Below are 25,160 nucleotides of genomic sequence, written 5' to 3' on the forward strand. Positions count from 1 at the left end.
AAGCGATCTGGCGCGCGAGCAACAGCTCAGTCGGGGAAATCCGGACCGACTACGCGCCGCACCAGCTTCAGGCTGCGGTCGGGCTGAAGGATATAGGTTTCCTCCACGCGCTGTCCCGTCCCGTTGTAGAACTGGTTGTAGACGGCGCTGCCGACCGGCGACTTGGTGAGCTTCGTTCGCGGCTGGCCGCCATAGGTAATGCTGCCGGGAATGGGGTCCAGCGCCGGCGTATCGGCCGAAGAGCAGCCGGCAAGCAATGCCCCGGCAAACAAGGCAGGCAGAAGCGCTTTCATCGTCATCATCCCTCTTTCGACTGCAGCCAGATATGGAAGCCGCCGCACCTTTCGCCAAGGGTAGCCCATGCCACCGCGCAGGTATCGCTGTCGAGCAGGCTCTTCTTTTCCGCGGGACGCAACGAAATGCGCACCTGCGGCGTTAACAGACATCAACCAACATCAGGAAACGTTCACGGTGCTCGGCTTTCCAGCATTCACGGGGCATGACGAGCCCGGCCGGCAGGGCCACAGCGATGCCGCGACGCGCGCCTCGGTGGAAAGCGCCCTTCATGCGGCCGCCGATTTCGAAGCCGGCGAAATCACCGTCAGCATATCGGGCTCCTATCTCATCCTGGAGGGTTTCGTGCGCCGGCGGGGCGATGTCGAGCGGGCGATCGAGATCGCCGAGGGCGTCGTCGGGCGAGGCTATGTGCGTGGTCGCCTGCTGCGACGCTGAAGTCTTGAGAATGGGATGCCGCGCCGGTTCGCGCGCTCATGTCTTTGCGATGCATGAAGGGAACCAAAACACCCTCCCACGTGTTGAAAGGCCGGACCTAAACGCTGGAGACCCCCATGCAGTCGCTTCTTCGCATCTCTGCAATGACCTTGATAACAGGCGGTGTCTTTGCCGGCTCCGCCCATGCCTCGCTGGAAACCGGCACGAATTATTCCGCTTTGCCGAAGGACGAGATAGCCCTCAACGAATATACCGGGACCGTCGCCTGCACGCCGGCAGATCCTCAGTATTTGCCGTCCTTCATCCGCGCGGCGGATGGCACGATCATTGGTGTCGGTTATGTCGAAGTGGAGAATGAGGGCGGCGCGGACTGCTGAAACATCCGCTTTGCTCGGACGAGGCTCGCCTGCGTTTTCGCAGAGGTGACGAGCCTCTAACCATCATCATGAAGGCTGGCCATCTTCTATGAAGACCCCCGTACCGGGCGCAACACCTGTTGCAACAAAACCCGGCGCGAGTTCGATGCAGGGTTAAGTAAAATTAAAGCATTGCCCTGTTCCGGCACGTTCCGTTTACGAACGACCTGATGCGGCCTGGAAATCCTGACCGAAGTGCAGCGCATAACCCCGAAAATCGGAATCGATTTTCGGAAAGGATTATGCGCCAGTTCAATGAAGCTTCAGCTTCGCCTCTTCGGCTGCCGCCAGAAACTCGGCTCTCGCCTCTTCCACGCTCTTGCGCCCGTCGAGCGCTGCCCGGCAGGTGCTGCGGGCCTTGATATAACGAAGCCCGCGCACACTCGGCCAGAGATCCGCCAGGCACTTCAGCGCATCGAACGGACCATTGACCGTTCGCGCATCGGCATTTTCGAAACCAACCTTGACCGGGCTGTTCCATCTTTCAGTTGCCATCGACGCTCCTCCACGATTTTCGACAGAAATGAGCGCAACATCTCCCAGTTCCTCCGGGGAGACTCTGCGATAGCTAATACTCTAGCGCGATTTTCACCGTCGGCAAATGGGCGGATCGTCACTGATGCCGCGACGAATGGTTTCGCCTCGACCCATGACAGGAAAGCCTATGGACGCCAACTGATGAGAAACGCCAACTTATAAGGTGTTTTCGCCGGGAAGGGTGGAGTCGAGATGGACTGTCTTTTCAAGAAAACTGGTGCTGCCGAGTGGGATTGAACCACCGACCTCACCCTTACCAAGGGTGTGCTCTACCACTGAGCTACGGCAGCAGGACCAGACCGCGCGAGCCGGGTGGCTCAATCGCGAGAACGGGGGGCTATTGCCACAGCTTGGCGGCCAGCGCAAGCTGCAAATTCCAACTTCGCGTCGATTGCGGCGAAGGGCCTTTTGGATCGGCGCGAATTCAGCTAATCCTGTTCCCATGAACGAAAAGACCGAAACCGGCCAGCAGAGCCGCAAAGAGGCGATCGAGGCACAGGCGAAACTGCGCCGCGAGCGCGCCGCCGACAAGCTCAGGGAAAATCTGGGGCGACGCAAACAGCAGGTCCGCGCCCGCCGTTCGGGCCAGGCCGACGAAACAAATGGGCTGCCCGCCGCAAAAATGGACGAATCGTAATGTTCCGTCCGTCGCGAATTGAAGCGTCTCGAGAAATCCCCTAAACACCTCACTCCTTATTCCAAGGCAGAACTTTCAGGAAAGGCGGGCGCTGCCCGTAAGCGCACATGGATCGTATCAGAATCGTCGGCGGTAATGAGCTGAATGGCATCATTCCGATTTCCGGCGCCAAGAATGCCGCACTGCCGCTGATGATCGCCTCGCTTCTGACCAGCGATACGCTGACGCTCGAAAACGTGCCGCATCTGGCCGATGTCGAATTGCTGATGCGCATCCTCGGCAATCACGGCGTCGATGTCGCCGTCAACGGCCGTCGCGAGCGCCAGGAAGATTCCTATTCGCGCACGATCCATTTCACCTGCCGCACCATCGTCGATACCACAGCATCTTATGAACTGGTCTCGAAGATGCGCGCCTCCTTCTGGGTCATCGGCCCGTTGCTGGCGCGCGAAGGCCATTGCCGCGTTTCGCTGCCGGGCGGCTGTGCCATCGGCACGCGCCCCGTTGATCTCTTCATCGAGGGCCTGACGGCGCTCGGCGCGAGCATGGAGATCGATGCCGGTTATATCAACGCCAAGGCCCCGGCTGGCGGCCTGATCGGCGCGCGCTACACCTTCCCGAAGGTCTCCGTCGGCGCCACCCATGTGATGATGATGGCGGCAACGCTTGCCCGCGGCACGACGGTGATCGGCAATGCCGCCCGCGAGCCTGAGGTCGTCGATCTCGCCAACTGCCTGAACGCCATGGGCGCCAAGATATCGGGCGCCGGCACGGCGACGATCACCATTGAAGGCGTCACCTCGCTCTCCGGCGCCCGCCACCGCGTCCTGCCGGATCGCATCGAGACCGGCACCTATGCCATGGCCGTCGCCATGGCCGGCGGTGACGTCGTGCTCGAGAATACCGATGTGGCGCTGCTCGAAACCGCGGTGGAAACGCTGCGCCGCGCCGGTGCGGAAATCTCGTCGACCAACAATGGCATGCGCATCAAGCGCAATGGCGCCGGCATCAAGCCGGTCGATATCGTCACCGATCCTTTCCCGGGCTTCCCGACCGATCTGCAGGCGCAGTTCATGGCGCTGATGACCCGCTCTTCAGGCGTCTCGCATGTCACCGAGACCATCTTCGAAAACCGTTTCATGCATGTGCAGGAGCTTGCCCGCCTCGGCGCCAGGATCTCACTGTCCGGCCAGACGGCGAAGATCGAGGGTGTCGAGCGCCTGCGCGGCGCGCCTGTCATGGCGACCGATCTGCGCGCTTCCGTCTCGCTGGTCATCGCCGGCCTTGCCGCCGAGGGCGAAACCACGGTCTCCCGCGTCTATCACCTCGACCGCGGTTTCGAGCGGCTCGAGGAGAAGCTGACCCGCTGCGGCGCCATCGTCGAGCGCATCAGCGAGTGAGGAGAGGGCGCTGGAGCAGAATTCCTTAAATCGGAATCCGGATCTAAGGCGATCCTTATCCCGGTTGCGTAATTGGCCGCAGCGCCTTATTTCCCTTGTCTGACGCATCGCCATTCCGGCGGTGCCCGGCTTCGGCCGGCAATGGGATTGAGACTGAATGACCGACCTGAAACTTGTTGCGCTCGATGACGAGGATCTTGCGATCATTTCCGCGCATATGCAGGATAGCGTCTTCAAGGTCGGCGACATCGACTGGTCGCCGCGCGACGCGCAGTTCGCGCTTGCCGTTAATCGTTTCGTCTGGGAAGGTGCCGAGCGCAAGCGCAGGGGTTTCGAGCGTCGCCGCGCTGCCCTGGTCTTCAAGCGCGCGCTTGCCGTCCGCTCGCTCGGCATCGACCGTCAGAAGCGGGACGAGGTGCTGTCGCTGCTGGCGTTGCGCTTCGAGAAGAAGGGCGAGGGGCCGGAGGGCACGATCGAGCTGTCGCTGTCGGGCACGGCCTCGATTGCGCTCGATGTCGAATGCATCGAGGTCCAGCTGGCCGATATCGGCGGCGCCTGGGAGGCTTCCTCGAAGCCTCGCCACCTCTAGTGCTTGACGCCTTGAGTTTGAACATCGCAGTTTCGAGTTGAGAAGGAATATCGGCCTTGGCAATCTGGCTGGATCAGGCATCGGAAGGTTTCGAGCAGCATTTTGCCGCCTTTCTGACGACGAAGCGTGAAGTCTCCGAGGATGTGAACATCGTCGTTCGCGCCATCATCGATGATATCAGAGCCCGTGGCGATGTCGCGCTTGCCGAATATTCGCTGAAATTCGACGGCATCGATTTCGCCACCGTCCCGATGCGCGTCACATCGCAGGAAATCGACGCTGCTGTCGAAGCGGTGCCCTCGGAAGTGCTGGGCGCGCTGAAGCTCGCCGCACTGCGCATCGAATCCCACCATCGCCGGCAACTGCCGAAGGACGATATCTACGAGGACGACCTCGGCGTCGGTCTCGGCTCGCGCTGGACGGCGATCGAAGCGGTCGGGCTCTATGTTCCGGGCGGCACCGCGAGCTATCCGAGCTCGGTGCTGATGAACGCCGTGCCGGCCAAGGTCGCCGGTGTCGATCGCATCGTCATCGCCGTTCCTGCCACTGGCGGCGCCGTCAATCCGGCGGTGCTTGCCGCCGCCAAGCTTGTCGGTGTCACCGAGATTTACCGTGTCGGCGGCGCCCAGGCGATCGCGGCTCTTGCCTATGGCACCGAGACGATCGCCCCGGTCGCCAAGATCACTGGCCCCGGCAATGCTTATGTCGCTGCCGCCAAGCGCCATGTCTTCGGCACCGTCGGCATCGATATGATCGCCGGCCCCTCTGAAGTGCTTGTCATTGCAGACAAGGACAACAATCCGGATTGGATCGCCGCCGACCTCCTGGCGCAGGCCGAGCACGACGTCAGTTCCCAGGCGATCCTGATCACCGACGATGCAGCATTCGGCAAGGCGGTGGAGCAGGCGGTCGAACGCCAGCTGAAGACGTTGAACCGGGCTGAGACGGCGGCAGCAAGCTGGCGCGATTTCGGTGCTGTCATCCTCGTTTCCGATCTGAAACAGGCCATTCCGCTGGCAAACCGTATCGCTGCGGAACATCTGGAGCTCGCTGTCGTCGATCCGGACCGGCTGCTCGACGGCATCCGCAATGCCGGCGCGATCTTCATCGGCGCCCATACGCCTGAAGTGATCGGCGATTATGTTGGCGGTTCGAACCATGTGCTGCCGACGGCGCGTTCGGCGCGTTTCTCGTCCGGTCTTTCGGTGCTTGATTTCGTCAAGCGCACCTCGATCCTGCGCCTCGGCCCGCAGCAGCTGCGCACCCTCGGCCCGGCGGCGATCGCCCTTGCCGTTTCCGAAGGCCTCGATGCCCATGCGCGATCGGTCGCGATCCGCCTCAACCTCGAAAGGTGAGGGCATGGCGAAGGGCGAATTCCGGCTTTGCGACGTCGTCCTTGACGATACGATCGGCCGTTCGACGCCCGATGTCGAGCATGAACGCGCCGTCGCCATCTTCGATCTGATCGAGGAGAATAGTTTCGAGCCGCTCGGCCATGTCGGCGGACCTTACCGGCTGAACATCTCGCTGGTCGATTCGAAGCTGGTTTTTGCCATCACCACCGACGAGGGTGGCGGTGTCGCCACCCATATCCTGTCGCTCACGCCCTTCCGGCGGATCGTCAAGGATTACTTCATGATCTGCGAGAGTTATTACGAAGCGATCCGTTCGTCGACGCCAAGCCGCATCGAGGCGATCGACATGGGCCGGCGCGGCATCCACAATGAAGGCTCGCAGACGCTGAAGGATAGGCTGGCCGGCAAGATAGAGGTCGATTTCGACACCGCCCGGCGCCTCTTCACGCTGGTCTGCGTGCTCTACTGGCGCGGATGACGGCAATGGAGCGGCCCGTCGACGTCGAGGAGGGAAAGAGGCCGGGCGCCATCCTCTTCATGTGCGGGATGAATGCCATCCGCTCGCCGATAGCCGAAGCGATCGCCCGTAGCATTCTGCCGGCCAATACCTATATCAGGTCCGCCGGCGTTCGCGCCGGCGAGCGCGATCCCTTCGTGGATGTCGTGCTCGACGAGATCGGTCTTTCCCTCGGGCGCCGCCAGCCGCAGACGCTGGAAGAGCTCGAGGATGATTACTTCGATCTGATCATCACGCTGTCGCCGCAGGCCCATCATGCGGCACTTGAGCTGACCCGGTCGAATGCGGTCGATGTCGTCTACTGGCCGACGATGGATCCGACGGTTGCAATCGGAACGCGCGAGCAGATTCTGGAGAGCTACCGCGAGGTCCGCGATCATCTGGCCGGCCTCATCGAAAGCCGGCTACTCAAACGAAATGGCATTGCTGCGCAATCGGCATGAAAACAAATAAAGGAAAGGCCGTTCAACAAGGTTCACAAACCTGCGTTGATTGTGTAGTTTCCGCCCAAATTTTAAAGGCGCGCGCTGCGCTGCCTATTCAACCCACAGGAAGAAAACACTTATATGCCTAAAGAAGAAGTCCTCGAATTCCCGGGAATCGTCACCGAACTTCTGCCGAATGCGACGTTCCGCGTGAAGCTCGAAAACGAACACGAGATCATCGCCCACACCGCAGGCCGCATGCGCAAGAACCGCATCCGCGTTCTCGCCGGCGACAAGGTGCTTGTGGAAATGACGCCCTACGATCTGACCAAGGGCCGGATTACCTACCGTTTCAAGTAAGCTTGCCCGAAGGTCCTGCAAGGGTTTTTGCTCCCGTCTGCCGATGGTCGAGGTTCCATGGCGCTGAAATACAAGCTCATTCTGGCCTCAGGCTCGCCCCGGCGCGTCGACCTGCTCAACCAGGCCGGTATCGAGCCCTCGCGCCTGATGCCGATGGATATCGACGAGGCGCCGAAGAAGTCGGAGCATCCGCGTTCGCTCGCCCGCAGGCTTTCGGCTGAGAAGGCGGAAGCTGCCCTTGCCGCCATCAAGGGCGATATCACCTGGAAGGGCAGCTATATCCTGTCTGCCGATACGGTGGTCGCCGTTGGCCGGCGCATCCTCGGCAAGGCTGAGTTCGCCGACGAGGCGTTGAGTTCGCTGCATCTCCTCTCGGGACGCAACCATATGGTCTACACCGGCGTTTGCCTGGTGACGCCGGATCGCAAGATCCGTCAGAAGATCGTCGAGACCAAGGTTCGCTTCAAGCGTCTCTCTGGCTTCGAGATCGAGAACTACCTGGCCTCCGGCCAGTGGCGCGGCAAGGCAGGCGCCTACGGCATCCAGGGCCTCGCCGGCACCTTCGTGCAGAAGATGGTGGGCTCCTACACCAATGTCGTCGGCCTACCGCTTTATGAAACCATTCTGCTTTTGACCGGCGAAGGCTTCGATGTGCATAGCCGGTGGCCCGAGGGCTGAGCCCGACGGCCGCGCGTCACGATCCTTCAGATCCCTCGCGCTTTAAGGCTTTGTTTTTACGCATGTCGTTGTCGCAAAACCGCTGTACACTTTTACGCGACATGCTTTAGGACGGACAGATATGCCTGAAGAGAAGAAAGCGGCCGCCAAGGTCGAACCGCTGCGCAAGACGCGCCCTTGCCCCGAATGCGGCAAGCCTTCCCACCGCGAACATTACCCCTTCTGCTGCAACCGCTGCCGCGAGGCCGACCTCTCCCGCTGGCTGACCGGCGCCTATGCCATTCCGGTTGCCGACGACGAGACGAAGGCCGATTATCCCGATGAGGAAAGCTAGTGCATGGCGCACCAACGGTGCGCAGCGATTTGGGATAAAGACATGCATCGATCAAAGATCTAAAGCGGGTCATATGAGTCCGCTTTGACGCGACGCTCTTCAGAGAATTCCGCCCGCGAAGCTCTTATTTTTCCTCATGAATCGGCAAAGCCGGCAAGACCGTCAAAAAAGAGTCATTTGACGCTTGCCATGGGCGAACAAGATGCTATAACCCCGCTCGCTTCCGGGGTGAACCAAGGCCCCGCGGTTCCTTTTCTGAAAGGGACCCTCGGAGGCAGGTTAGCCCAGGTAGCTCAGTTGGTAGAGCAGCGGATTGAAAATCCGCGTGTCACTGGTTCGATTCCGGTCCTGGGCACCACTCATAAATCACTGCTTTTGCGCATGTTTTAGTTCCCTATGTTAATGTGGTCCGGCCGCGTCTAGACACCATTTTTGTCTTCTAGGCGCTTTTCGTTTTCGTCTGTTCACCTCGGCATCGAGATCGCTGACCGTCTCGCCATCTTCTTGGATGTGTCAGCCAGACGCGAATAGTGCTTTTCTGCCCGAGCATCTTAGCGATCGTTGCGTAGTCCTTGCCCATCTCGCGCAGAATGATTGCGACGGGTGTGTCTGAGCCTCAGCCAGAACCAGGTTGACGGTGCGCCCTCGTCATCGCCAAGCCGTGGCCGGATGCCACGAAGCGATAGGTAGCCGTCGATACCACGCGCTGCCGGGTTCACCCCTCGCAACTTTCCGTCCTTGCGGCGGCCGGTACGCTGGCGGAGGGGCTGTGGAGATTGAGTGTGCCCTCCCGGCCCAATGTTGCATCCTTCTTTTAAACTCCGCCCAGGTCGTCGCCGGCCGGGTAGGGTCATCGAATGGAACCAATCCCGGTCATTGCCGTTGTAAGCAAGCGAGTCCCACCATGAGCAACGCCCGTCAGGCGCGAACGAGATGGTGGTGGTCCCCGAGGAGAACGCACATGGATCTCACAACCCTTCTCATAATCGTTGTGATACTTCTTTTGCTAGGCGGCGGCGGCTGGTACGGCCGAGGACGCTGGTATTAAACGACGGCCTACGTGGCACGCATCACTGGGTTGACGAGCGCTCCGGCTAACTGAGCGCGGCGGGACGGCGATGTCGTTCCAGTCAGTTTTTGCGTTCCATCGATTCCATTCTCGATACGCTATGCGCAGTCCAAGCCGGTAGGTTTGCTTCGGTGCGCCGACGATTATGCTGTCGATGCAAACTTCTAGATCGTAGACGACGGCAACAGGTAGACCCCAGTCGCGTTGATACAGGGCCTGAAGGCGGCCAACAAACCTCTCTGTTTAGAGGTTAGTGTCGCCCTTTCGATGTCTTCGCCAGCATCTCGCTCAGTGTTGCCGCCGAGAGCATGGATTCGGCCAAAAGCTTCTTGAGCTTCTGGTTCTCCTCCTCCAGTGCTCTCAATCTTTTGGCATGGAGACCGACATTTCCGGACTGCAAGGATTGCCACCGATAAAAGGTCGGCTCGCTGATGCCGTACCTGTGGCAAACATCTGCCACCGTCACCCCGGCTTGGTGCTCCTTCAGAATACCGGTAATCTGGTTGTCGTCGAATTTTCTCTTGCCCATCACCGCCTCAGTCCTCGCGAAATGCTCTGTTGAAACTGTCGAGGAGTGGTCTGATGGCATAGAGCGCCACGCTGCTTTCGCCCGTTTCGATTAGTGCCTGTGCGGGCATGCCCGCGACCAGTTCGACATCTCTCATTTTCGCCAGCCGCTCGTCCGTTACGCGGATCGTCGCGGCAAAGTAGGGCTGGCCGTTCTGCGTATCGATGAGACGGTCCGCTGAAACATACTCGACCCGGCCTTTCAGGAGTGGAACGCGCCGCTGATTGTATGGAAGGAGGTGAACCTGTGCCTCGAGCCCCGCATGGACGAGATTGATGTCTTCCGGCCTGACATGGGCAGACACGACAAGGCGATCGGCGCCTGGCAGAAGATCGACCAGCGGTTCGCCCGCGCCGATCACCCCACCAGCGGTGTGGACGCGCAGGTTCATGATCGTTCCATCTTCGGGAGCGCGAATATAAGTCCTTGAAAGCTGGTCGTCGATCGCCCGCAAGCGCTCGCGCAGTTGCATGATCCGGCTTTCCGTCTCGCGCATGCCTTGTGCGACTTCGCTCAACCGGTCGCTCTCAAGCTTTGCGAGATCGGCCTGTGACCCGCTGATCACCTGGTAAGCACGGGAGATCTGCGCCTCCACTTCACCCTGCTGGCCATCAAGGTCTGCCCTTTCCCGCTGGAGGTTGAGAAGCCTGCTTTTTGTTTCCAGTCCTTTGGCGTTAAGGGTCGTAACCTGATCCAGTTCCTGCCGAGAGATCGCGGCTCTGTCGGCCAGCGCCGCCTTCTGCGCGCCAAGTCCGACAATTTCCTGCCGCACCTGCGCGATTTTTTCATTGGCGATCTGAATTTCCGCCTGCATGACCCGGCGACGGGCTTCGAAAATTTTCTGTTGCCCAATCAGAATCGCGCCGACCAAGGGATATTTGGCCATTGCTGCCCTGAGATTCCCAGGATAGGCGACATGGTCGCCGCCCGTCTGCTCCGCAAGCAGGCGAGCGCGGCTTCCTTCGGCCTCCCAAAGTTGCCCTTGAATGCTGTCGCGCTCCGAGCGAGACTTCGTATCGTCGATCTCGATTACGATTTGCCCGGCCATGACGGCATCGCCGTTTTTGACGAGGATCCGCCGCACGATCCCGCCTTCCAGATGCTGAATGGTCTTGCGGCTGGATTCCGGTTCGATGACGCCCGATGCGACCGCAGCGCTTTTCAGCGGCGCCAGAACCGACCAGATCCCCAATCCGACGATGAAGACCAGGATCAGCAGGTTGCCCGTCCAGACAACGCCTCTGAGCCCCGGCATGGGCGAGGAGGGCGCGGGTCCGCGTTGTTTCGCCTCGATCACCGGCAAATAGGCCGTCTGTTGCTTGGCCAACCGCCGACCCGTCCTTGGCGAATTTGAAAATTTCGCCGGCGTTGCGTCCAGTTGAACAAGGGTCATGGCGGCGTTTCTCCCTACGTTCCTGTTCGAGACGGTGGTTGAAGATAAGTTTCATAAATTCGCTCACTGTCGCCGACGGCAGCCACAGTGCCGTTACGCATGATGGCAATCTTGTTGGTGACTGGCAGGATCCCCATCCGGTGAGTTATGATCACGACGGTCATCCCCCTGGATTTCATGCGCTCGATTGCCGCAAACAGCATCCGTTCGCCGTCATAATCCAGGCTCGAATTCGGATCGTCGAGAACGATCAGAGACGGATTTCCATAGGCCGCGCGTGCCAGTCCCAGCTGTTGGCGCTGCGCTCGAAGGAGCAGGTTTCCACCTTCACCGATATCGGTCTCGTAGCCCTGGGGCAGCCGCATGATCGCGTCGTGCAACCCAACCAGCTTCGCGGCATCGATCGCTTTGCCGGGATCTCCTCCGTCCAGCCGGCCGATCACATCCTTGATCGCTCCTCCGAAAAGTTCGATGTCTTGCGGCAGATATCCGACGTGGCGAGTCCCCCCGCAAAGGCGCAGAGCCGAGATATCTACCCCGCCGAGAAGAGCGCATCCGCTCGTTGCTTGCACAACGCCTGCTATGACGCGACCCAGTGTCGATTTCCCTGATCCCGACGGACCGATGAGCGCTATGCAATCGCCGGGCGCGAGGCGTAATGTGATGCCTGTCAATATCGGCCGATCGGCGAATGGCTTGATATAGCTGACGTTATCGAGAACGAGGCCGTTGGGTTCCGGTATCGGCACCATTCGGCCGTCGCGTTCCGATGCAACTGCTATCAGCATTCTGTTCAAGCGACGGAAGGCATTGCGCGCAAACGTAAAGGAGCGCCATGCACCTATTGCCCCCTCGATTGGTGCAAGCCCGCGCCCGAGCAGCAGGCTCGCAACGAAGATGATCCCGGGACTGCCGCTGTTTATGAGCACCAGCCATGTCGCCGATCCCATCATGAGGATCTGCGCGAGCGTGCGGATCGATTTGGAGAAACCAATAATGATCTCCGTGCGATGCATCGCGATGTCCTGCGCCCTTCTGGCCATTTCTGCATCGCGATAGACGATCTGCGCTGCGCCATCCTGCATGCCCATTGCCCTGATGACCTCGATGTTTTTGAGGGCGGTCGCAAATCTGAGATAGCTCATCGAAAGGGCAAGATTGGCGTGGGCAAGCGGCTCTCGCGTCGCCAGTTCCGTCAGGAACGCAAACAGCAGAAGTGCAACGGCGCTCAGAAGACCGATGGTCCCAAGTAGCGGATGAACGAGAAAGAGCAGGAGCAGGAAGACCGGCGCCCAGGGAACGTCAAAAAAAAGCGAGCTGGCCGGTGAATCGAGAAACTGGCGTAATGCGGCCAGGTCCCTGTAGCACTCCGTGGCGGCTCCCGTATCGGCGCGAGTGGCATATTCGAATGATGCGGTCAGCACCAGGGGCCGCAGCCTGTGGTCCAGCCAGCTGCCGATGCGCGAAAGAGCTGCCCTGCGCACGATATCCAGCGTGGACCCGACCAGCACGGCGATGGCGATGATCATCGTCAGCATCAGGAGCGTGTCGGCGCTTCTGCTCGACAGGACCCTGTCATAGATCTGCAGAAGATAGATGGACGGCGCCAGAAGAAAGAGATTGTAGCCGCAGCTATAGAGGAAGACCAACCCGAAGGCTCCGGCACAGGCTCGGAGCGCGACAACGAGCTGTGTCTGCGGGCGCAATGGCTTTATGGAAATCGTTGTCATTATCAGCTCTCGCTGGATTTGATACTGACGAGAAAAGACTGCGTGCTGGTTCAGCAATTCAGCAGGGTCGCCAGCCGAAACCGGCGACCCTCGGAGTTTGAGTTCATGAGCCGAGATGGTCGACGTCGATATGGCCGAAGGCGTTTATGAAGTGATCGAGAGAATTGTTCACCGTCGTCGTTTCGGGATCCGAGTGAACCAATGCTGACGAGATGTCGCCGCCGAGAGCGTTGTTCCCATTACCGCCGTTGCCGCCGACGCCGGCGAGGATGGTGGCATGCTGATCGGCGACGAGCTGCGTATATTGTGTCGCAGTCGTAGCCGCATGCACGGAGGCCGTGTCGCCGCCGCTCGAGTTTCCTTGGCTGCCGTTGGAGTGGGAATCTCCCCCCGCGCCGCCGTCGCCGCTGTTCGTGACCTTCGCCAGGAAGCCGTTCTTGGCCTGAGCAAAGCCACCGTCTCCGCCACTGCCGGCGTCCCAACCTGCCTTCTGCCAAACGTGATCGCCATTGTGCAGATGGGTATCTGCCCCGTAGACCGTTTGCACGGGGTCTACATATGCAACCGGGTTGTAGTTGATGTTCCCATCGTTGTGGCCATCACCGCCGTTGCCGGCATTCGCGTCACCGGCATCCGGGTTGTTGAGATGAATCGTGTCAGATATCTGTGGAATAGGCATTGATGTCACTCCTTCTACTTCGTTTCGTCATCGTTACTTTTACGGCGTGGGTATCCAGCATGTCACCGCCAGCCAATACAACCGCAATCGAATAATGCATGCGATTTAATCTGTGAACTATCTAGATATTCGGTGATGTTCATTCGGATGTATACTTGCAGGCGACGGAACGTTATTTAGGATTAGTACGAAGTGATTTGCGGCCGGATGGCATGGTCATGATCATGTCTGCGACCTCGTCGAAGCGACGCCGTTTTTCGGAGCAACGGCCACCCAAGCGAACCGGCTGCATTCCGGGGTTCTGATCAGGCTGCGCTTGACGCAGGAGATCCCGCTTGGAGGTGAAACGCTTTCATGATCCGCCGCGAGAACGAGTGTGCAAGATGTAGGGCCTCTAACCCAAACGGGGATTGAGTGCTTGCAAACTCGCGCAACGGGCGCCGCGGCCATGACAGCCAAATGGCTACAGCACTAGCCGATGAGATGTAGACGAATTGCAGGCTCTGCTTTTCCGGCGTTCAGATGCACAATGCCTGAACAATTTAGGCTGCATAGCGCCGCACGCTCGGTGGCCGTGCGGTTGACCGCGAATGGAGACGGTAATGGCGGAAACTCGTTCCTCATCGGAAGACTTGCCCAAGGCGGGCACCGATCAACACCTCGTCTCCAACGTGGCCGCGGGGCACCTGGCGCTGATGCCGACCTGGCTTCCATTGGATGTCGCTTCCGGTCCAAGCTATAATTCCGCCGGCAGCGGTGGCGATGGAATAAGCGAAGGCGTGATCAGCAGCAATTCATTGGCCGTCTTCATGCCGTCCAATGCCGCTATTGCAGGACCTCATTCGGGTGCCGACGCTTTCCAAGGCAACGATGCGCTCATCAATCAGCATCCCACCGAAATGGCTGGGATAGGCGGGAATGGTGGAAGCGGCAATGTTGCCATCGGCAGCGGCGATGGCGTCAATCATGCCGGCACCGGCGGCAACGGGCTCTTCTACGGTGGACTGGTCAGCACCGAAGTCGCGCTGTTTGCCCCCGTCAATACCGCCGTGGCTGCAGGCCCTGGCGCGGAGGCTCACGCCGACCAATCGAACAACGCCCTGTTCCTGCAGGGCGCAACCCAGATCGGCGGCGTGGGCGGCTCGGGCGGAGACCATAACGTCGCGGGCCATGGCCCGCCGATGGGCCCGGGAACTGCGCTCACATTGACCGGCGACTTTTATGCGGGTCATGGCGGCGATGGATATTTCGTCGGCAGCATGGTCGACGTCAGTATTGCCATCTTCTCACCGATCAACATCGCCGTGGGCGCCGCAGGCGGCTCTGCAGAGGCTCATCAGACAAACAATGTCATTTTCGATCAGGGCACTGTGCAGATCGCAGGCATCGGCGGCAATGGCGGTGGCTTTAACCTGTCGTCAGATACGATTTTTACCGGCAATCACGCGGGTGGCGGCGGTGGGGACGGATCGTCAACCGGCAGCATGGTCGATGTCAATTTCGGCTATTTCCATCCCATCAACATTGCCGTTCCCGCCGGCGGGACGGCGGACGCCCAGCAGATCGATCATGTTCTCTATGACCAACACGCGCTCCAGTTGGCCGGTATCGCGGGCCACGGCGGAGAGGGGAACCTCACAGACGCCCATTCGGCTCTCGTAAACGACATTCTGGACTTCATGCACAGCTAGCAGATGGACTCCACCTGTAGCAGAGGCTCAACTCCACGAAACCGTTCTTCGTGCGATCTTTCAAGCCATATTGTTTCCGCCGCCCGGCATTCGCCTCCTTGGCCGCCATGGTACTGAACGGCGGGCTCACTGAGATACCGAACCTTCCACCATGACCTCATCAGCATTGCCGCCGATTTCGGCCGCCAGGGGCCCTGACCCTGTCCGGCATCTGGCGGTGCCGGCGCAGTGCTGCCTGAGCGAAACAACTGGTATTAACGCGTCATTAGAGCGCCGTTTTACTAATCATAACGGGTAATCAGCGATCTCAGGCTTTTGTTTCTTTTCGCGTTTGTCATTTTGCTGCCGGGTCTGCGACTGTTTTGAATTGAGATATGGAAACAAAGCCCGGCCGATCGGCAGTTCGTTCTATCAATGACTCTTTCCTAAATGGGTCTGTCGCAGATCGGTTGCATTTACAGTACCTTTGAAAGCTTTGTTGACCCCCTTGCCGTACGTGAATTCGGCGAAGGCTGGAAAGTCTGCAGCGACAAGTCGAACCAGCAAGCCTACACGAAAAATCTCTTAAATGTTCTCTACAAGCCCAGTTATCTATCGATGAAATCTCATAGACTATAAGAATTATCATGAGAGATCAGACTATTGATATCTGAAATACACTCACTTTTTATCATGACATGTAGTGAGAACAGGAATAATATAATCAGCTGTTGCGTTGCAAATACTCTTGGGGAGCACGCAAGTGTCCGACATTGATAGAACTAGGCGCCGTACGGGGCGCAATGCACCAACTGTGATCATCGTTGAGCATTCTACATTGGCGCGGACCACCGTGGTGAAGCTTCTTGAGCGTGAACTCACCGGGTGGAACGTTATAGATCTGATCTCGACCGAGAGTCTCGATCGAGCTCTTGGAGCTGAGGTGCGTTTGATTGTATTAGGTCTGGCCGGCAGAGGTGTTGAGAGCACCAGCCTGCGGGATGATCTCGCGGCGATTGCTGCACGTTTTCCTGAGGCGCCTGTCACGTTGCTCTCAGGTACGGATGACGCCATCATAGCCCGTCAGGCGCTCAAGATGGGCATCCGCGGCCTTTTCTCGACTTCACTTCCCATTGACATTGCCCTTGCCGGTCTTCGCCTCGTTCTGGCAGGAGGAACATTTTTCCCGCAGCTATTGGGAGCTGTTACAGCAGGCTCAAACGAGCATAGTCCGGCCAGAAATGAGGCCGAAAAGAGCTTGGATGATAGGACGCAGTACTTGGCGTTTGCTGATTTCACTCCCCGGGAAGCGGATGTCCTCGCAGAGTTGCAATGCGGCTGTTCAAATAAGGTAATTGCAGGAAAACTCAATTTGTCGGGGCATACGGTGAAGATGCATTTGCAACACATCATGCGCAAGTTGCAGGCGCAGAACCGCACTGAAGTGGTTGCCCGCTTAATTCAAAGAGCCGCCGGTGGGCCCGACGTCTCGCCGAGTTAGGCAGTGTCCAATTGCTGACTGCAATGTTGGCGTTCTGAGCAACGATCTTCGGCAGCGGCTGTATCAAAGTCTGTCAGCGGATATCCCATAATCTCGCATCAGGGTATCAAGCGGACGGATCTGCTGGCCGACCTCGCGTGTGTGGGCGTTCCCGCCGGGCCGATCAACACCGTAAAGGATGTATTCGCGGACCCGCAAGTCGCGCATCGGAAGATGGCGGTGGAGAATGAAGGGATACCGGGCATCCGGACGCCAATCATCTTTTCAGGGGCGATGTTGATCCAGCACCGTAAGTCGCCAAAGCTTGGCGAGCACAATGGCAAAGTGCAGTCAGACTGGTCTTCGATGGACTGATGCCTTGAGCTGGTGCCATCGAACAGGAATCCGCCAATTTTCGTGAGGGGTCAAAAACAGCGCGGCCCGCGCGATGGGGCCGTGTATCGGCGGACGCTCGTTTCAGCCAGTCTCATATCGTGATGTCTTGATCGGAACCGCGACTCCGCCTGTCCGTTACCCTTTGAGGATCGGAGGACATGGACATGCGCAAGAGAAAAGCCATCGTCGAGGCGGCACTCGAGTCCGAGTACGAGCGCCAGGCACTGGGGATCATGAATACGGAGCAAGCTCTGAAGCTTGAGGATTCCGACGGTCTAGTCTTCAGTCATCCGGATAAAGAGGCCGGCGTGACCGATCATTTTATCGATCAGGATGAGCTGCGCCGGTTGGTGCGGCGGTCAACGTCGCCGCTTCCCGTATTGCAATCGCTGGCTCGTACCACACGGCAGTCCTGAACTTCAAGCAATCATGTAGCCACCGTCCACCGGCATCGATATCCCGTTCACCATCGCAGCCTCGTCGGAGAGCAGGAAAAGAACAACCTCGGCGATGTCTGCTGGCTCGGCGAAGCGACCGACGGGAATTCGTTTCATCATCCCCGCGGCCTTCTCGGGATCGCTCCATGCCTTCACCGCCATCGGGGTCAGCGTCACCGTGGGATGGATTCCGTTTGCGCGGATGCCGTGAGGTGCAAGCTCCCTTGCCATGACCCTCGTCAAGCCATCCAATCCACCCTTCGACGCGCAATAGGCAGCGTGGTCGGCGAGGCCGACGAAGGAGGCGACCGACGAGACATTGACGATGGCGCCTTTGCGGCCCTGCTTGATCAGCGAACGGGCATATTCCTGGGCGACGATCATCGGGGCACGCGTGTTGACCGCGACAAGACGGTCGAATGCTTCGACGGTTGTCTCCAGGAACGGTTGGAGCTCGGTCGTGCCGGCGCAGTTGACGAGCAAATCGGCGGGAAGGGCAGCGATGGCAGCCTCTCTGGTCGCATCTGCGTCCGCAAGATCGACCTGTATAGCCCGGCAGCCGGATTCCCCTCGCAGCGCTTCGACATCGGCAGCACTCCGGGTCAGGGCGACGACTTGCGCTCCCCGTTCGGCGAGCATCCTTACAATTTCGCGTCCGATGCCTTTGCCGGCGCCGGTCACGATGACCGTCTTTCCTTTGAAGTCCATGGGCCGTCCTCCTACAGTCTCTGGCCTGTTTCCCGATCGAAGATGTGTGCACGCCGGGGATCGATATGGAAGTACATTGTCCGTCCAGGGTCTACCTCGATGCGCTCGCGGATCAGCGCGTCGATCGGCACGCCTCCCGTGCGGCCGAAGATCAATGTCTCCGAACCCGTGGGCTCGAACACCGATACCTCCACAGGTACGCCTTCATCGCCGATCGTGATGTGCTCTGGTCGGATGCCGTAGGTAACGGCTCTTCCCTCATCCGCATTTGTGTCTGCCATCGGAAGGGTGATGCCCTGGTCGGTGACGACGACCTTCCTGCCGTCGCGTGTGGCGATGCGGCCCTGAAGGAAGTTCATCGATGGGCTGCCGATGAAGCCGGCAACGAAGAGGTTTACCGGGAAGTCGTAGAGATCGAGAGGCTTGCCGATCTGCTCGACCCTTCCGTCGCGCATGACCACGATCTTGTTGGCCATCGTCATGGCCTCGATCTGATCGTGCGTGACGTAGACAGTCGTGGTCTTCAGCCGCTGGTGAAGCTCCTTGATCTCGACACGCATGGTGACGCGGAGTTTTGCGTCCAGGTTCGACAACGGCTCGTCGAACAGAAAGACCTTCGGATCTCGGACGATGGCACGACCCATCGCCACGCGTTGACGCTGTCCGCCCGACAGTTGCTTCGGATAGCGGTCGAGATAACGCGTCAGGTCGAGGATCTCGGCTGCCTTGCCGACCTTCTCGTCGATCTCCGCCTTCGGACGCTTGGCCATCCTCAGCGGAAAGCCCATGTTTTCGGCGACCGTCTTGTGGGGATAGAGCGCGTAGCTCTGGAAAACCATCGCGATGTCACGCTCCTTTGGAGGAGCGTCGGTGACGACACGGCCGCCGATCCGGATGTCTCCGCTGCTGACCGTCTCAAGACCTGCGATCATGCGGAGCAGGGTGGATTTGCCGCAGCCGGATGGACCGACCAGCACGACGAATTCGCCGTCCTCGATGTCGACGCTGACGCCGTGCATGACTTGAAGAGAGCCATATTTCTTGGTGACGTCGCTAACCTGTACGTTTGCCAATGTCGTTCCTCCCTAAAGCAGCACGGCTTTGATGTTGTTGATGGAATTCATCGGCTCATCCCTTCCAGACGATGTAGGCGCCAAGGACCGCCGAGATTGCCGCCGCACACCATACGGAAAGCCCGAACGGCTCGATGAACCGCATCCAGAACAGGGAGAGTGCGACCCAGATAACGATCGAGATGAAGAGCCGGTCGAACCAGTTCGTTTCGATCGGCAGAAACCCCGGCTTGGGTTCGTTATTTCCTGATTGAGACGTCATCGTTTCATCCTTTCACGGCACCGAAGGTCAGGCCGGCGACGATGTGACGCTGGACCACCGAAAAGACGATGAGCGCCGGAACCAATGTCAGCATTGAGATCGCGGCCATGATGCCCCAGGCCGTTCCCGTCGTCGTCACATATTCCGACAAGCCGGTGGTCAGAGTCCGCGCATGGAAGTTGGTGAGCGTCGCCGCGAGCAGGTATTCGTTCCACGCGAAAACCCAGGTCAGGATCAGCGTCACCGCAAGTCCGGGCCGTGCCAAGGGAAAGATGATATCATAGAGGACGGTCCATGGGCTCGCGCCGTCCATATAGGCCGCCTCGTCCAATTCCTTCGGAATGCCTTCCACGGTCGGGCGCAGCGTCCAGATGGCAAAAGGAAGGTTGAAGGAGCAATAGACCAGGATCATGCCCAGCTTGGAATCGGCGAGCGAGAAGTCGCCGATCCTGTAGACCTGCGTCAGCAGCAGGAAAAGCGGCAGCAGGAAGACCGCGGGCGGCGCCATGCGGTTGGTGATCGTCCAGAAGAAGATGCTTTCCTTGCCGGCGAGGTCGAAGCGCGTCAGGGCGTAGCAGGCAAGGAAGCCGAGCGTGGTGACGAGCAGCGCATTGCCTGACGAAATGATCAGCGAGTTGAGCATGTATCCGCGCAAGGTCGGATTGGTCAGCACGTCCTGGTAATTCTTCCAGAAGAAGCTCCGGAGAATGACATCGGGCGTCGAGAACAGGTCGAAGGGCTGTTTCACCGATATGACGAAGAGCCAATAGATCGGGAAAAGGGTCACGAAGCTTATCAAGGTCCACAGGAGGACCGGAAGCCAGGGGTTTTTGGTCTTCATCGCTTCAACCTCTCTTCACGCGTGGCGCAATCAAGCCGACATAGAGCAGCCAGCAGACGACGATGGTGAGGTAGAGGACGATGACGGAGATCGCCGAACCGTAGCCGTAATTCGTCTTGGGAAAAACTTCCCTGAAGATATGGACGCCGATGTAGCGCGTCGATGAGCCCGGGCCGCCTCCGGTCAGCATCAGAACTTCGTCGACGGTGCGCAGCGCGTCCATGAGCCTGATGAACACTGTGGCCAGCATGGCCGGACGGATCAAGGGGAGCGTGATGTGCCAGAAGATCTGGCTCTTGCCGGCGCCGTCGATCTGCGCCTGCTCGAACGGGTCTGATGGAAGCGAGACGAGTGCGGCGATCAGCGAGAGGGTGACGAGCGGCGTCCAGTGCCAGATGTCCATGATGACAGTGACGGTGAAGGCCGCGACGGCGCTCTGGCCGATATTCAGATCGTACCCGAACCAGCTCCTGAGGAGATAGGGAATGATGCCGATGGATGGGGTGGTCATCAGCTTCCAGACTGAGCCGACGATGATCGGCGCCATGATCAGGGGCAGAGTATGGATCGTGCGAAACACCGCTTTTCCGGGAAAGTCCTTGAGCAGCGCCTGGGCGAGGATGTAGCCGAGGACCAGCTCCGACACGACCGCGAAGAAGACGAATGCCAGGGTTATGCCGAGCGATGCCAGAAACTGCGGGTCGAAGACGAGCCGCCGATAGTTCTCAGCCCAGTTGAAGATCATGCCCGGATTGGCCGCGAACGGGTTCCATGAATGGAAAGAGACCCAGAGGACGTAGATGAAAGGAAAGATCCCGAACAGTCCGAGGATCACTATGGTCGGTGACAACAACAGCCACCCGAGCTTCTGCGAATGCATCGCCTATCCCCCATTGAACGCTATGTGGACGTCCGCTCCATCAGGGAGCGAAAGATGACGGGTCGTCGGAACGACCCGTCAGTTGGGGAGGATATTTTATTTGCGATAGCCGAGCGAGGTGAGCTCCTCTTCGGCCTTGGCCGCCATCTGGTCGAGGCCTTCATCGGGACCGATCTTGCCGGTCAGGATGTCGTAGAAGATGGGAGCGGTCGCTTCACGCACCTGAGCGTGGAAGGGGTAGGGAGGAGCGCCGGCGAAGAGCTTGCCCTCGTCCTTCAGCATCGTGTAGAAGCCGCCGAGCTTGACGTCCATCTCCTTCACTTTTGGATCGTCGAACGTCGCCGTGTTGGTGATGCGCGGTGCGGCGATGGCCCAATCGGGCTGCACTTCGTTCTGACCGATGAATTCGAGGAAGAGCAGCGAGGCTTCCTTGTTCTTGGACGTGACCGGCACGCCGAAAGCGCCGCCATCATAGTAGCCGATATAGCCCTTTCCGGCTTTCGCGTCGTCCAGCACGCCCGGCTCGAGCGGCGGCAGAGCGAATCCGACCTGACCGACCACCTTCGACTGCGCTGGATCGCTTGCGATCCACGCGGCATTTTCACCGTAGATCAGTCCCTGGGCGACACGGCCGGCGGCGAAGGTCGTTGCCGTTTCCGTCCAGGTTGACTGCGTCGATTCCGGAGGAGCGATGTCGCGCAGGTGCAGCCAATACTTCAACGCCGCCTTCGCCTTGTCGCTGTTCATCGCGCCGCCATGTTCGACCGTCGCCGCATAGTTGTTCTTCGCGTCGATGCCCCAATTGTAGACGCCGAAGGTCGGCACGATGGACTCGAAGAATTCATACCAGGACGCCGCATGGCCTGTATGTGCCTGAGCGGTCGTGCCCCAGAGCTCCATGCCATTGTCCTTGCCGTACTTCGTGAAGAAGTCGGCGATCTCGGTGTATTCCGCGTGTGTGGTCGCCGGCTTCAAGTCCTTGCCGGTTTCCTTCTTGAAGGCTTCCTTGATCTTCGGATCGTCGAAGAGGTCCTTGCGATAGAGATACGTCTTCAGGAAGGCTTCCATCGGAACGCCGAACAGATCGCCGCTCGCGTCCTTGAAGTAGTTGGCAAAGCTGGTGAAGTTCGCATCGTCGTAGGTCGGCGCCTTCAGATCCGGCTGGTCTTTCAGCGTCTTCGTGATGTCGACGAGGAAATTCCTGGCCAGATAGGAATAGATGATGTCCTGCTCGATGTAGACCATGTCATAGATGCCGGTCTTGGCTTCCATGTCCTTGATGGCCTTGTCGTACATCTGATCCCAGGATGTCGTCTCGATGTCGACCTTGATGCCGGTCTTCTTTTCGAATTCCGGAGCGATCACGTTCCTGATGTAGTTCGATGGCGGGGTGCTCTCGGTGACGCCGTGCAGTGTCACGCCCTTGAATTTGGCTCCAGCGTCGGACCAGAAGTCAGCCCAGGCCGGCGAAGCGGCAGTGGCGAGGCTGAGCGTCAGCGCAAGCGCGCTAGCCTTCAAAGCATAGTTCATTTTCAATCCTCCCAAAGTGCAGCGAGATCATTTCGCCGGTCTTTTGTGTAGGCCAAAAAAACTGCCAGCGCAACATTTGTTGTCTAAACATGCAAATCACGGATCTATCCCATTGATTTTTGCAGAAACTAATTTCTGGCAGAGAGCGGAATGCAATGGTGAGAAGGATAAAATATTGCATTGCAAGGTAATTTTGCAAAGCAGCAAAAAAATTGCATCCAAAATTATTTGTTGTCTTGCCAAACTAAATAGCATAGCACTGTGCGCAGCCAAAGGCATTTTTTGGAGGAAAAGGCTATGCGTCGATTGGGTATCCATTCATTTGTATGGACAGGCGGCCAAACGCAGGAAGGGCTGGAGATGGCCCTCAACAAAACGGCTGAACACGGATATCGCACCATCGAATTTGCCTATCTGCGCCCCGAGAAATTCAACCTCGATCGACTGGCAAAGCTTGCGCAGTCGCTTGACGTCGAGATTGGCGTGACGATGGGCCTGCCGCTCGACAAGGACGTATCGAGCGAGGACATGTCTGCGGTATCCGCTGGCAAGCAGACACTGGCCGACGCCGTTCGTGCGGTCCGTGATATCGGCGGCAACAAGCTCGGCGGGATTCTTTATTCCGCGCACACCAAGTACAATCGCCAGCCGACGAAGAAGGGCTGGGACAACAGCGTCGCTGCGATCGCCGCGACCGGCGAAGTCGCCAGGCAGGCGAACGTCGACCTCGTCCTGGAGGTCGTCAACCGGTTCGAGACGAACCTTCTGAATACGGCGGCGCAGGGGTTGAAGTTCATCGCCGAGACCGGATCGGAGCATGTCCGTCTCCACCTCGACACGTTCCATATGAACATCGAGGAAGCCAATCCGGCCGCCGCGATCCGTCTGGCCGGCGACAAGATCGGCTACTTCCACATCGGCGAGAGCAATCGCGGCTATCTCGGCGACGGCGTCATCAACTTCGATCTGATCTTCGACGCCCTGCTCGACATCGACTACAAGCGCGACATCGTGTTCGAGAGCTTCTCGACGACGGTCGTCGACGAAGGCCTGTCACTCGCCTGCGCGATCTGGCGCGACACCTGGGAGGATAATGATCCGCTTGCCGCGCACGCGAAGCGCTACATCGAGCTGAAATATGACGAGGCCAAGCGTCGCCGCGCCACAAACGCGCGGCCCTAATTATCCTTCTGACAGCCTGTTCCAGTCGTGTAAGGGTTGGGCCGACTGAAGGGAATTGAAATATGAACGACGCCGTCTCCATCGGAAGTTCGCCGCGCAGGATCCGACAGAACAATATCGTCGCCGCCTTGCAGACGATCTATGCCCACCGAAGCCTCAGCCGGGCCGACCTAGCCCGGAAGCTCGGCATGAATCGCTCATCCTCGGGAGAGATCGTCGCCGAACTGACGGAAGGCGGGTTCGTTCAGGAGTCGGACGAGAGCGGCAAGCAGCGCCCGGAGCATTCCCGTGCCGGGCGTCCGGGCATCATGCTCGAACTGGTCCCCGATGCCGCATTCTTCGTCGGAATCGAGATTGGCGTCGAGCATATATCAGCTGCAGTTGTCGATCTCTCCGCCGACGTCCGGGCATGTCGGAAAATAGCGTTCGACACACCATCTTCGACGGTGGAGGAGGCTGTGTCGCAGGGCGTCGAGCTGATTGTCAGCGCGATGGCGAAAGGGATGATCGGACGGTGCAAGGGTCTGGGCATTTCGGCGCCGGCCCACATTCGGCCGGACGGAATTGTCACGCTTGCCCCCATCATCGGCTGGCGAGACGTGTCGTTGAAGGAGATCGGGCGGTCCGCCTTCCCGGCCGCCGTTCCGATCGCGGTCGAAAACGACGCCAATGCGTTTGCGATCGGTGACAGCTATCGTCACGGTGCCGCAGGCGTGACCCTGTTCCTGCTGATGGAAACGGGCGTCGGCGGCGGCATCATGATCGATGGCAAGCTGTTCCGGGGCGGCCACGGTCTGGCGGGAGAGATCGGCCACACTCTGGTGCCGGGAAGCGGCGGGCAGAAGTTTGAACAGCTGATCGGTCGCGAGGTGCTCATCCGGCAGTATCGTGAGGCTGTTGGCCGTAAGCACGCGGATCTGCAGGAATTCCTCGGCGGCGTTCGTGACCGTGTTCCGGCTGCGGTCAATATCGCCGAAACCTGGTCGCGCCATCTCGCATATGCATTGCTGCAGGCCTGTCGTCTGCTCGACCCCGACAGGATCGTGCTGGGTGGCTCCGTCGCATCCCTCTACCCGATGGTCGCCGCCCGCGTGGCGGTCCACATGTCGGAGGGCCAGAATATACCCTTCCCCACGCCTGAGATCGTCGTGGACGATGATGCGGAGTTCGGTTCCGCCTTCGGAGCGGCATGCATGTTGCACCAGCGCTTTCTGTCATTGGAGAGCGAGGAGTTCGGCAGCGAGGATGGCGCGCCGGTCCAATCGGCGACGAGTTGACGACA

At 59.2% G+C, this 25,160-nt stretch carries 28 protein-coding genes, 2 tRNA genes and 1 pseudogene; 18 read left to right on the plus strand and 13 right to left on the minus strand.

The window, feature by feature from the left end; all coding sequences use genetic code 11:
- Positions 1-26 precede the first annotated feature (26 nt).
- Positions 27-293 carry a PQQ-binding-like beta-propeller repeat protein gene (locus U5G49_RS01220; RefSeq protein WP_026188617.1) on the minus strand — a complete coding sequence of 89 codons (267 nt, stop codon included), beginning with the start codon at positions 291-293 and terminating at the stop codon, positions 27-29.
- Positions 294-471: 178 nt separating this feature from the next.
- On the opposite strand from U5G49_RS01220, the gene U5G49_RS01225 reads away from it, so the two are divergent.
- Together U5G49_RS01225 and U5G49_RS01230 are read left to right on the plus strand one after the other, a co-directional pair.
- On the plus strand, positions 472-732 hold the full coding sequence (locus U5G49_RS01225; protein ID WP_018244700.1) for a BON domain-containing protein: 261 nt from the start codon (positions 472-474) through the stop codon (positions 730-732).
- A 116-nt stretch (positions 733-848) separates the two neighbouring features.
- On the plus strand, positions 849-1,109 hold the full coding sequence (locus tag U5G49_RS01230; RefSeq protein ID WP_193446776.1) for a hypothetical protein: 261 nt from the start codon (positions 849-851) through the stop codon (positions 1,107-1,109).
- Between the two features lie 291 nt (positions 1,110-1,400).
- Here U5G49_RS01230 and U5G49_RS01235 read toward each other — a convergent pair whose 3' ends face one another.
- Both U5G49_RS01235 and U5G49_RS01240 read right to left on the minus strand, forming a co-directional pair.
- Positions 1,401-1,643 (minus strand): DUF982 domain-containing protein, encoded by a 243-nt coding sequence (locus U5G49_RS01235; protein WP_018244702.1) that lies wholly within the window; start codon positions 1,641-1,643, stop codon positions 1,401-1,403.
- A gap of 257 nt (positions 1,644-1,900) precedes the next feature.
- A tRNA-Thr gene (locus tag U5G49_RS01240) sits at positions 1,901-1,975 on the minus strand.
- A 152-nt stretch (positions 1,976-2,127) separates the two neighbouring features.
- On the opposite strand from U5G49_RS01240, the gene U5G49_RS01245 reads away from it, so the two are divergent.
- From U5G49_RS01245 to U5G49_RS01290, 10 genes are all read left to right on the plus strand, one after another.
- On the plus strand, positions 2,128-2,322 hold the full coding sequence (locus U5G49_RS01245) for a hypothetical protein (RefSeq protein ID WP_018244703.1): 195 nt from the start codon (positions 2,128-2,130) through the stop codon (positions 2,320-2,322).
- Between the two features lie 107 nt (positions 2,323-2,429).
- Positions 2,430-3,722: a UDP-N-acetylglucosamine 1-carboxyvinyltransferase gene (gene murA / locus U5G49_RS01250; protein WP_018244704.1), complete on the plus strand. Its 1,293-nt coding sequence runs from the start codon at positions 2,430-2,432 to the stop codon at positions 3,720-3,722.
- A 157-nt stretch (positions 3,723-3,879) separates the two neighbouring features.
- Positions 3,880-4,311, plus strand: a complete 432-nt coding sequence (locus tag U5G49_RS01255) for a DUF2948 family protein (RefSeq protein WP_018244705.1) — start codon at positions 3,880-3,882, stop codon at positions 4,309-4,311.
- A 56-nt stretch (positions 4,312-4,367) separates the two neighbouring features.
- Entirely contained in the window at positions 4,368-5,666 is a 1,299-nt protein-coding gene (hisD, locus tag U5G49_RS01260) for a histidinol dehydrogenase (RefSeq protein ID WP_193446777.1), read from the plus strand.
- 4 nt (positions 5,667-5,670) lie between these two features.
- A complete protein-coding gene (locus tag U5G49_RS01265; protein WP_018244707.1) occupies positions 5,671-6,144 on the plus strand; it encodes a UPF0262 family protein in 474 nt (157 codons plus the stop codon).
- The gene (locus tag U5G49_RS01270; protein WP_018244708.1) at positions 6,141-6,626 is read left to right on the plus strand and encodes an arsenate-mycothiol transferase ArsC; all 486 of its coding nucleotides are present in this window, start codon (positions 6,141-6,143) and stop codon (positions 6,624-6,626) included. The genes U5G49_RS01265 and U5G49_RS01270 overlap by 4 nt, the downstream gene beginning before the upstream one ends.
- Before the next feature lie 123 nt (positions 6,627-6,749).
- Entirely contained in the window at positions 6,750-6,968 is a 219-nt protein-coding gene (gene infA, locus U5G49_RS01275; protein WP_003545338.1) for a translation initiation factor IF-1, read from the plus strand.
- Positions 6,969-7,025: 57 nt separating this feature from the next.
- Positions 7,026-7,646: a Maf-like protein gene (locus tag U5G49_RS01280; RefSeq protein ID WP_012755992.1), complete on the plus strand. Its 621-nt coding sequence runs from the start codon at positions 7,026-7,028 to the stop codon at positions 7,644-7,646.
- Positions 7,647-7,767: 121 nt separating this feature from the next.
- A complete protein-coding gene (gene yacG, locus U5G49_RS01285; RefSeq protein ID WP_018244709.1) occupies positions 7,768-7,980 on the plus strand; it encodes a DNA gyrase inhibitor YacG in 213 nt (70 codons plus the stop codon).
- Positions 7,981-8,262: 282 nt separating this feature from the next.
- Positions 8,263-8,338: transfer RNA gene (locus U5G49_RS01290), tRNA-Phe, on the plus strand.
- A gap of 961 nt (positions 8,339-9,299) precedes the next feature.
- Here U5G49_RS01290 and U5G49_RS01295 read toward each other — a convergent pair.
- From U5G49_RS01295 to U5G49_RS01310, 4 genes are all read right to left on the minus strand, one after another.
- The gene (locus tag U5G49_RS01295; RefSeq protein WP_018244711.1) at positions 9,300-9,578 is read right to left on the minus strand and encodes an IS3 family transposase; all 279 of its coding nucleotides are present in this window, start codon (positions 9,576-9,578) and stop codon (positions 9,300-9,302) included.
- Between the two features lie 7 nt (positions 9,579-9,585).
- Entirely contained in the window at positions 9,586-11,010 is a 1,425-nt protein-coding gene (locus tag U5G49_RS01300) for an HlyD family type I secretion periplasmic adaptor subunit (RefSeq protein WP_193446778.1), read from the minus strand.
- Positions 11,011-11,024: 14 nt separating this feature from the next.
- The gene (locus U5G49_RS01305; protein WP_028731523.1) at positions 11,025-12,740 is read right to left on the minus strand and encodes a type I secretion system permease/ATPase; all 1,716 of its coding nucleotides are present in this window, start codon (positions 12,738-12,740) and stop codon (positions 11,025-11,027) included.
- A 103-nt stretch (positions 12,741-12,843) separates the two neighbouring features.
- Positions 12,844-13,419 (minus strand): PE-PGRS family protein, encoded by a 576-nt coding sequence (locus U5G49_RS01310; protein ID WP_131607034.1) that lies wholly within the window; start codon positions 13,417-13,419, stop codon positions 12,844-12,846.
- Positions 13,420-14,021: 602 nt separating this feature from the next.
- On the opposite strand from U5G49_RS01310, the gene U5G49_RS01315 reads away from it, so the two are divergent.
- The 4 genes and pseudogenes from U5G49_RS01315 to U5G49_RS01330 all read left to right on the plus strand — a co-directional run bounded on the left by U5G49_RS01315 (position 14,022) and on the right by U5G49_RS01330 (position 17,381).
- Entirely contained in the window at positions 14,022-15,110 is a 1,089-nt protein-coding gene (locus U5G49_RS01315; RefSeq protein ID WP_193446823.1) for a hypothetical protein, read from the plus strand.
- 715 nt (positions 15,111-15,825) lie between these two features.
- A complete protein-coding gene (locus U5G49_RS01320; protein ID WP_130813290.1) occupies positions 15,826-16,590 on the plus strand; it encodes a LuxR family transcriptional regulator in 765 nt (254 codons plus the stop codon).
- Between the two features lie 108 nt (positions 16,591-16,698).
- A pseudogene (locus tag U5G49_RS01325) lies at positions 16,699-16,944 on the plus strand (CoA transferase); the annotation flags it as partial.
- 179 nt (positions 16,945-17,123) lie between these two features.
- Positions 17,124-17,381 carry a hypothetical protein gene (locus U5G49_RS01330; RefSeq protein ID WP_193446779.1) on the plus strand — a complete coding sequence of 86 codons (258 nt, stop codon included), beginning with the start codon at positions 17,124-17,126 and terminating at the stop codon, positions 17,379-17,381.
- Positions 17,382-17,384: 3 nt separating this feature from the next.
- Here U5G49_RS01330 and U5G49_RS01335 read toward each other — a convergent pair whose 3' ends face one another.
- The 6 genes from U5G49_RS01335 to U5G49_RS01360 all read right to left on the minus strand — a co-directional run bounded on the left by U5G49_RS01335 (position 17,385) and on the right by U5G49_RS01360 (position 22,696).
- The gene (locus tag U5G49_RS01335) at positions 17,385-18,110 is read right to left on the minus strand and encodes an SDR family oxidoreductase (RefSeq protein ID WP_113541875.1); all 726 of its coding nucleotides are present in this window, start codon (positions 18,108-18,110) and stop codon (positions 17,385-17,387) included.
- An 11-nt stretch (positions 18,111-18,121) separates the two neighbouring features.
- Positions 18,122-19,183, minus strand: a complete 1,062-nt coding sequence (locus U5G49_RS01340; protein WP_018244740.1) for an ABC transporter ATP-binding protein — start codon at positions 19,181-19,183, stop codon at positions 18,122-18,124.
- A gap of 55 nt (positions 19,184-19,238) precedes the next feature.
- The gene (locus U5G49_RS01345; protein WP_193446780.1) at positions 19,239-19,445 is read right to left on the minus strand and encodes a DUF2160 family membrane protein; all 207 of its coding nucleotides are present in this window, start codon (positions 19,443-19,445) and stop codon (positions 19,239-19,241) included.
- A 4-nt stretch (positions 19,446-19,449) separates the two neighbouring features.
- Positions 19,450-20,286, minus strand: a complete 837-nt coding sequence (locus U5G49_RS01350; RefSeq protein ID WP_018447077.1) for a carbohydrate ABC transporter permease — start codon at positions 20,284-20,286, stop codon at positions 19,450-19,452.
- A 4-nt stretch (positions 20,287-20,290) separates the two neighbouring features.
- Complete coding sequence (locus tag U5G49_RS01355) at positions 20,291-21,166, minus strand: carbohydrate ABC transporter permease (protein WP_017966968.1); 876 nt, start codon at positions 21,164-21,166, stop codon at positions 20,291-20,293.
- A 96-nt stretch (positions 21,167-21,262) separates the two neighbouring features.
- Positions 21,263-22,696: an extracellular solute-binding protein gene (locus tag U5G49_RS01360; protein WP_193446781.1), complete on the minus strand. Its 1,434-nt coding sequence runs from the start codon at positions 22,694-22,696 to the stop codon at positions 21,263-21,265.
- 297 nt (positions 22,697-22,993) lie between these two features.
- Between U5G49_RS01360 and U5G49_RS01365 the strand changes: the two genes are divergently transcribed.
- Together U5G49_RS01365 and U5G49_RS01370 are read left to right on the plus strand one after the other, a co-directional pair.
- Positions 22,994-23,878 carry a sugar phosphate isomerase/epimerase family protein gene (locus U5G49_RS01365; protein WP_018244744.1) on the plus strand — a complete coding sequence of 295 codons (885 nt, stop codon included), beginning with the start codon at positions 22,994-22,996 and terminating at the stop codon, positions 23,876-23,878.
- A 62-nt stretch (positions 23,879-23,940) separates the two neighbouring features.
- On the plus strand, positions 23,941-25,155 hold the full coding sequence (locus U5G49_RS01370; RefSeq protein ID WP_193446782.1) for an ROK family transcriptional regulator: 1,215 nt from the start codon (positions 23,941-23,943) through the stop codon (positions 25,153-25,155).
- The last annotated feature ends 5 nt before the right edge of the window (positions 25,156-25,160 follow it).

Source organism: Rhizobium indigoferae (genome assembly GCF_034554815.1).
GTDB classification, from domain to species: Bacteria; Pseudomonadota; Alphaproteobacteria; order Rhizobiales; family Rhizobiaceae; genus Rhizobium; species Rhizobium leguminosarum.

Coding starts and splice junctions, on each gene's coding strand:
- U5G49_RS01220 (WP_026188617.1), bottom strand. CDS start 293: ATGAAAGCGCTTCTGCCTGCCTTGTTTGCCGGGGCATTGCTTGCCGGC.
- U5G49_RS01230 (WP_193446776.1), top strand. CDS start 849: ATGCAGTCGCTTCTTCGCATCTCTGCAATGACCTTGATAACAGGCGGT.
- U5G49_RS01235 (WP_018244702.1), bottom strand. CDS start 1,643: ATGGCAACTGAAAGATGGAACAGCCCGGTCAAGGTTGGTTTCGAAAAT.
- U5G49_RS01245 (WP_018244703.1), top strand. CDS start 2,128: ATGAACGAAAAGACCGAAACCGGCCAGCAGAGCCGCAAAGAGGCGATC.
- murA (WP_018244704.1), top strand. CDS start 2,430: ATGGATCGTATCAGAATCGTCGGCGGTAATGAGCTGAATGGCATCATT.
- U5G49_RS01255 (WP_018244705.1), top strand. CDS start 3,880: ATGACCGACCTGAAACTTGTTGCGCTCGATGACGAGGATCTTGCGATC.
- U5G49_RS01265 (WP_018244707.1), top strand. CDS start 5,671: ATGGCGAAGGGCGAATTCCGGCTTTGCGACGTCGTCCTTGACGATACG.
- U5G49_RS01270 (WP_018244708.1), top strand. CDS start 6,141: ATGACGGCAATGGAGCGGCCCGTCGACGTCGAGGAGGGAAAGAGGCCG.
- infA (WP_003545338.1), top strand. CDS start 6,750: ATGCCTAAAGAAGAAGTCCTCGAATTCCCGGGAATCGTCACCGAACTT.
- U5G49_RS01280 (WP_012755992.1), top strand. CDS start 7,026: ATGGCGCTGAAATACAAGCTCATTCTGGCCTCAGGCTCGCCCCGGCGC.
- yacG (WP_018244709.1), top strand. CDS start 7,768: ATGCCTGAAGAGAAGAAAGCGGCCGCCAAGGTCGAACCGCTGCGCAAG.
- U5G49_RS01295 (WP_018244711.1), bottom strand. CDS start 9,578: ATGGGCAAGAGAAAATTCGACGACAACCAGATTACCGGTATTCTGAAG.
- U5G49_RS01300 (WP_193446778.1), bottom strand. CDS start 11,010: ATGACCCTTGTTCAACTGGACGCAACGCCGGCGAAATTTTCAAATTCG.
- U5G49_RS01305 (WP_028731523.1), bottom strand. CDS start 12,740: ATGACAACGATTTCCATAAAGCCATTGCGCCCGCAGACACAGCTCGTT.
- U5G49_RS01310 (WP_131607034.1), bottom strand. CDS start 13,419: ATGCCTATTCCACAGATATCTGACACGATTCATCTCAACAACCCGGAT.
- U5G49_RS01315 (WP_193446823.1), top strand. CDS start 14,022: ATGGCGGAAACTCGTTCCTCATCGGAAGACTTGCCCAAGGCGGGCACC.
- U5G49_RS01330 (WP_193446779.1), top strand. CDS start 17,124: ATGGACATGCGCAAGAGAAAAGCCATCGTCGAGGCGGCACTCGAGTCC.
- U5G49_RS01335 (WP_113541875.1), bottom strand. CDS start 18,110: ATGGACTTCAAAGGAAAGACGGTCATCGTGACCGGCGCCGGCAAAGGC.
- U5G49_RS01345 (WP_193446780.1), bottom strand. CDS start 19,445: ATGACGTCTCAATCAGGAAATAACGAACCCAAGCCGGGGTTTCTGCCG.
- U5G49_RS01350 (WP_018447077.1), bottom strand. CDS start 20,286: ATGAAGACCAAAAACCCCTGGCTTCCGGTCCTCCTGTGGACCTTGATA.
- U5G49_RS01355 (WP_017966968.1), bottom strand. CDS start 21,166: ATGCATTCGCAGAAGCTCGGGTGGCTGTTGTTGTCACCGACCATAGTG.
- U5G49_RS01360 (WP_193446781.1), bottom strand. CDS start 22,696: ATGAACTATGCTTTGAAGGCTAGCGCGCTTGCGCTGACGCTCAGCCTC.
- U5G49_RS01365 (WP_018244744.1), top strand. CDS start 22,994: ATGCGTCGATTGGGTATCCATTCATTTGTATGGACAGGCGGCCAAACG.
- U5G49_RS01370 (WP_193446782.1), top strand. CDS start 23,941: ATGAACGACGCCGTCTCCATCGGAAGTTCGCCGCGCAGGATCCGACAG.